Below are 6,307 nucleotides of genomic sequence, written 5' to 3'. Positions count from 1 at the left end.
ACTAATAACTTATCTGCGGTCATGCTTCTTCAGGCTTCAAAAACCAGATGCACCCCCTGGCTTCTTCAAGGGCCAGTGCAAACAACCCTCAGTTTCATTAGCCCAATAATTATGTCAGGTGCGTCGCCATGAAATTTTCGATTGAATTTAGGAATTTTCAAGGGCGACGCACCCTACAAATACTTCTAAAACTTTTGAAATCATTTCAACAAAGCTAGATCCGTGAATTTTTACAAGTTTTTTAAAGCAATGCTTGAAATTGTCGGAGGATTCAATGGAGAATCGATGGCGACACACCCTACGAATGTTTACTCTTTAGTCCGCGCAGGCGGACATTGTTTGTATAGGCGCGGTTTGAACCGCCGAGTTTTTTCGGAGGTTTGTCACTAACTATACTTGCGGCCGCGCCACTGAGTCGGCTGATTAAACGCAGAAATTAGAATCCGCACAAACGCTAACGGATCGGCTAAAGGTGACAGCCAAAACAGCCATTTACCAGAAGCTTCAGTTCGATCGTACGAAGGAGCGATCGCGAAACACAAAGCCGATCGCACTGCGACCAAAAATACATTCAATCCCCACAGCCCAAACTGCACAGATACAGCCATCGCAGGTAGGGAACCCGATAGCAAATACCACAGGACGATCGGCACCGGCAAACCTTGAACCGCGAATAACAGCCACAAATCGCCCCAAATTTGACCGCCAGAAGCAGCATCTTTCAAATCGAGCGATCGCCCCCACTCGTTCCAAGTCTCGATCGCCCCCTCATACATCCGCACCTTCAAAACTTTCGCCCCGTCCAAAAAGCCCACCTTAAAGCCCTGAGCCGCAGCATAGCGAGCCAGAGTCACATCATCGCAAAAAGAACCTTTTGCCACTTCATAGCCCCCTAAAGCCACCAAAACCTCGCGCTTGCAGAGGAAACACTGACCGTTCGCCATCACCCGTTCCGGCACATCCCCGCCGGTTCCCGTGGGGCCGAAGCGATACACCAAAGTCATTAACAGCGCAGGTTGGAGCCACAACTCGCCCGGATACTTGAGAATGAACTGCGGCGATAGCGAAATCAAATCGTAATTTCCCGCAGCAGCAGTTTTGAGCAAACTCGCGATCAAACCAGGGTGCGGCACAGTATCCGCATCGATGCCCAAAATCCACTCGCACTTCTGGGAACTTGCCAAAAACCCCCAATTCAGCGCCCACGGACGCCCCACCCAACCAGGCGGTAACGGATCGTCATTAATTAACCGAAACCGGGGGTCTTTTTGCGCCGCAGCCTTGACTAAATCTCCGGTTCCATCTACCGAATAGCTGTCAACAACTACCACCTCTCGGAGCTCGTAACTTTGGTGGCTCAATCCTTCCAAACAAGGCGCAATTCTCTCTGCTTCGTTCAAAGTCGGAACCACCGCAGTACAAGCACCCAACAAGTCCAGCGTCGGCGAATCTGGTTCTAGGGGCGGGATGCGCGATGGGCCTTTAATTAACCGGGACATTAAAAGGGCGGCGGCGGGTAATTGTAGCAGCAAAAGTGCGGCAGGGATGATGGTTGTCAGGAGATTTGCGAGGTTGGGGGCGATCATATCTATTTTGGATTTTAGAGTTTAGATTTTCAATTGAAGAATTGGGAATTACGGCTGGTGTCAATTTAAAAAATTTAATCAACTTTTCAGATCGTGTCCTATCGATTATTACCACAACAAAAACGGTTCGTAGTGCGGACTTTAGTCCGCAAGAAGATGCTGCGGACTAAAGTCCGCACTACGAACCTTACTTATTTCTGTTAATCGACGATCGGACACAATATGACCTCAAACATATTACAGTAATTTGGCATAAAAATATAATTGCTGAAAAACCCGGTTTCTTGTCAAAACCGGGTTTTTAAATTAGCTCAAAATTTCCTGTGAAATTTTGCCAAATTAGCAGTGAGCTCGTGTCCGCTCAATTACTATAACAAAAACGGATCGCGCGTGCGGACTTAAGTCCGCACTCAGGCTGCGGACTAAAGTCCGCACGCGCGATCGAATATTATTGCAGTCAATCGATTGGAAACGATATGATTCCTCATCAGCCGCTTACTTGCGCAAAGCGCCTACGCGCTCAGATGGAATTTCAGCTTTGAGAGCAGATTCCAAAGACGGAATTGCTTCTGTTAAGTCATCTGCTGCGGGTTTAGCGATCCAGCTTAAGACGATCGCCGGAACTACACCCAAAAGCACAGCTAGCGATGTTGGGAACCAAAACCGAGAATCCAACGAAGTGACAGTGATAATTGCTCCGAAAGCAAAGTTTACCAAATAAACAATTAAAGGCAAACTCAATTCCGATCGCTCTAATTTAATCGATCTTGTTCTCCAAAACAAAGCTGCTACAGACATAAACACAGCTCCGGTACCCATCCAGCCCGCCAAATTGCGGTAAGGCATCCCGAAGAAAGCCCCAACTTCCTCAAACTCCCAAAAAGGTACAGAAGTTTGACTCATCGCCGGATCTAATACAAAATCCCAAGCTGTCAATAGCAAAGCACCAAGTGCGATCGCGCCGATTTGTCGCACCCAGTTGAGTTCACCTTTACCGCCCGCGACTCCAGCGCGAGCAATTATATAGGAAACCAGTCCGAGATAAAACCACGACAGGGGAATTGTAAACGGTACTAGCCCTGCAATTTTGTAGCCCAAACCGCTCAAATAGTGGTAATTGCCAAAAGGAAAACCCGTACTCGTTCCCAACAACTCGCTACTCAAAGATAAAAACACAGAAGGCAGCAAAAATGTCAACGTTGCGCCCAGCCCCAACGTCCGATAGGCATAGAGAGCAACCGCTGCTGCGCCAAAAATGATATAAACTACTCCACCCCCAGCCATCCCCCACTGGAACAAAGTTTGTCCAGCGGGCGGTAAACTCATCACCAATTCGGGACGGGGTAAAATCAGCAGCAACCCTGCCAATCCAAAAGCCATTGACAAGACGTGGGCTATGAGACAAAAGCGCTCAGCCATCAAAAGTTGCTTCATGGGACTCCTCGAAAAAATATCAGATGCAGAAAGCACTCGTTACAGTTTACAATTTTTTACAAAAAACCAACACGAACTCGGCATTCGCATTTTTCCCAGACTGAAGCTAGGGCCGAAAAACCCGGTTTCTTGGGGGCGGATTAGTCCGATTGCGTGCAAAATGCCCCTCTTGGCTGTTTTTACCCCCTCGCTCCGCCTCGATCGCCTTCTTTTTACCTTGAGCTTCGTCTTTCATGCCGACTTCCATTTCTCTTCTTGCGACTTCCATCGAACGACTTCCATTTCTCTTCTTCCTTCAATTATTGCCAATTCCCTACCAGCACGAAAGGCGCCCAGAAATAGGGATTTTGATAGTCTCGGTTTTGCAGCAGGCTTAATTGAGCGTTGCGCAGGGCTTCAGCTTTGCTGCTTTTAGTAGAAGCAAGCTGCTTGTAAAACTCAGTCATAAAAATAGCTGTAGATTCGTCGTTAACTTGCCAAAGAGTGGCGGCAGTGCTGCGGGCTCCCGATCGAATTGCCGCCCCCGCCAAACCCAAAGCCGCCCGGTTGTCACCCGCAGCCGTCGCACAAGCACTCAATACCAAAAGCTCGATCGGCTGTTGGTTGTCTCCAGTGCCGGCTCGCAGCAGTCGATCGAAGTCCTTAACATTCACTTTCCGATCCCAAGTCACAATAAAAGTATCCGTCGCATTCGAGCTAAACTGACCGTGAGTTGCCAAATGGACGATCGGGTATGACAAAGCTTTAATTCGATCGTGCAACCGCCCGCTGACAAACTCTTGATTCAGCAGCCCGCTCGCCGGCATCTGCGCCGCAATTTCCTTCACTTCCCGCATTACCCCCGGCAAAGCCGAGAAGCCTTGACGCGCTTCCGACAGAGCAGCCGTCAGCACTTTTAACTTGACTTGGCTCAGCGGCTTCGGCGCCAGCAGTTGCAGCCCCGGCGCCAAAGCAATACTGTATTTTTCCACCAAAAACTTTTGGCCGTCGTGTAGCACCGCCATCGGCAGATTCCGCAAGTAACCGTCGAGCACAAATACCAGAGTTTTAATCCCGCTGGCAGTCAAATCCGCCTCTGCTGGGCGAATTAACCAGTCGTAAATCTGTTGGACAAGGGGCAACCTGTCCCTGGGAAAAGCAGCAGGCCTGATGGTATTTTTGGCTTGTCTGAAGGCATTTTCTAGCTCTTCTTGAGTCTTCTTAGTTTTGTAGCGGCGCAAGGGTTTGCCGGGAATTGACAAAATTACCTCCAAACGATCGCTCAAAATAATCGGATAAATCACCGCCGCCGCCGGATCGATTTCATCGATCGACTTTGGTTTGGCATCAGCACAAGCATCCCGAAAAAAGTTATCCAATTCTGCCAACTGCAAAGATTCCACCGTTTGGCGCGCCTGCTTTAACTTATCTTGACTCGGCGATTCTTCTTGCAAAAGCAGTTCGACTAATTCGCGATAAACCGGTTCGGCACTTTCCCGAAACGAAAATTGTACTTCCGGATTGACTGTCACCAAATCGCCCCGCAGAGAAGACAGTACATTCACAGCTTGAGTATATTGAACGATCGCCCCTTCTGTATTTCCCTGAGCTTTCCGAATTCGTCCGAGCTGCCACAATAATTGATAAGCAATATCAGGAGACTCAAAAGCAGGTGCTAAACTCAAAGCTTCAACCGTCAGACTTTCAGCCGCAGAATGCTGTTGCTGGCGTTCGTATACCTTGCCCTGAGCTCCTAGAATATAAGCCTGTATCCGCTTGTCGCCCAAACTGTTTGCCGCTTCTGCTGTCTGGGAAAGTATTTTTTCAATATCGCTCAAACCAGGAGTACCGATGGGAAACCGATCCAATTTAAGCAAGCTTTCTGCGAGATTAATTCGAGCGTAAATTCCAGCGCGATTCGATGGGAATTGAGAGATTTGAGGTTGGAGCGAGCGCCACAAAACTCCTGCTTCCTCGGAATTTTTGCGATCGGCCAACAAACTCAACTGATTTAACTTCGCCTGCATCCCGATCGTTGATGTCCCTGAGTTCTCCTGAGCCGATCGAGCATAATAATCTAGGGCCGAGCGTTCCAACTCTCCCCGCTGTTGAGGGCTTAAACCTGGTTTATTGCTTTTAGCGCGCTGCGTATTGCCCAGATTCAGGTTTATTGCAGCCGTCTCTTGTTTGAGTCCCAATTGGACGGCCGCATCAAGTCCTAATAACAGTATCTCCTCGGAGCTGTCGAGTTTTCCCAAAACCCGCAGCACCCTGCCTAAAGAATTCATTCCCCGAACATTTTCCAGGGAAATTGGCTGATTTTTTAAACTTGCTAAACCCGCCGTTGAAACTTCGCAAGTTGGGTTTTCCAGCTTCAAGGAACCTAACAAAATTTTGCAAGCTCTCGGGTAAAGTCCGAGACTTTCCCAGCCTCGACTTTGATTGATTTGAACTTGAAATAGTTGATTTTTGTTATCGAGTTTCTCAAAAATTTTAGCCGATTCCGTCCAAATGTCGATCGCCTGTTGACTCTGCCCCCGTTCGAGTTGAATCTGTCCTTGAATATTGAGAATTTCCCCCAGAATCCGCTGCTGTTCGGGAGTTTTGGGTTGCGCCCGCACCACCGACAAACTCGAATTCACAGCTTGTTCTGCTGGTTTCCAAAGTGTTAGCTGCCCGTAAGTTGCAGCTAAATTGCTCAAAGCTGCGGCGCGATCGAGATTTTGACCTTTGGCCTCAAACTGCGCCACCGCTTGCTGCAACAGCGGTACAGCTTCCGAAAAACGTTCAGAAGCATAGAGAGTTTTAGCTTGTCTCAGAAGCTGTAACCCAGGCGGTGGATTTATCTGAGCCACAGCAGGAAAAATCGCTACGGCTAGCAGACAGGAAACCACAAATAACAAAATTGATTGTCGGAGCGATCGGGTAAACTTCATATTAAAGCACTTGTAGGAAGACAAGGAGAGAAAGTCCGATCGGGATCGGGGGAGAAGATTTGGCAAGTCAGGAATAGGACATTAAAATAGACAATTTAAATTATGTACACTTGAGGCTAAATCACCGATTACCAATCACCAATTACCAACTTAATCGGCGTTCACCCGTACTAAAAAAAATCTGCTCAGCGCGGCGGACACACAGAATTCGATCGAGGATTGCGAGAGTCAGCAGCATTAGCCGGATTGTACCCAACCAGCGTCACCTCCCCTCGATTATTCACCACCCAACCGCGGGCCGGAACAACTTCCCGAGCTTTATTTTCCCTTTGTTCCCTCGAACCTCTATCCGCTACAGAATCGGTTGCCCCC

Annotated in this window: 5 protein-coding genes; all 5 read right to left on the bottom strand. The window is 48.5% G+C overall.

Annotated features, from left to right (window positions below; all coding sequences use genetic code 11):
* Positions 1 to 386: 386 nt before the first annotated feature.
* Positions 387 to 1,586: a 2'-O-glycosyltransferase CruG gene (gene cruG / locus QT974_RS29380; protein ID WP_333471919.1), complete on the bottom strand. Its 1,200-nt coding sequence runs from the start codon at positions 1,584 to 1,586 to the stop codon at positions 387 to 389.
* Between the two features lie 495 nt (positions 1,587 to 2,081).
* Positions 2,082 to 3,020 (bottom strand): gamma-carotene 1'-hydroxylase CruF, encoded by a 939-nt coding sequence (cruF, locus tag QT974_RS29375; RefSeq protein ID WP_333471918.1) that lies wholly within the window; start codon positions 3,018 to 3,020, stop codon positions 2,082 to 2,084.
* A 106-nt stretch (positions 3,021 to 3,126) separates the two neighbouring features.
* Positions 3,127 to 3,288, bottom strand: coding sequence for a hypothetical protein (locus tag QT974_RS29370; RefSeq protein ID WP_333471917.1), 162 nt, complete (start codon positions 3,286 to 3,288; stop codon positions 3,127 to 3,129).
* A gap of 31 nt (positions 3,289 to 3,319) precedes the next feature.
* Positions 3,320 to 5,935, bottom strand: a complete 2,616-nt coding sequence (locus QT974_RS29365; RefSeq protein WP_333471916.1) for a CHAT domain-containing protein — start codon at positions 5,933 to 5,935, stop codon at positions 3,320 to 3,322.
* A gap of 185 nt (positions 5,936 to 6,120) precedes the next feature.
* Positions 6,121 to 6,307, bottom strand: a 187-nt coding sequence (locus QT974_RS29360; RefSeq protein WP_333471915.1) for a hypothetical protein, incomplete at its 5' end; no start/stop codon positions are given.

This window comes from Microcoleus sp. BM001215392, assembly GCF_036700185.1.
In the GTDB taxonomy this organism is placed as follows: Bacteria; Cyanobacteriota; Cyanobacteriia; order Cyanobacteriales; family Microcoleaceae; genus Microcoleus.
The sequence above is the reverse complement of the archived record's forward strand: the minus strand, read 5'-3'. Positions and strand labels throughout refer to the sequence as shown.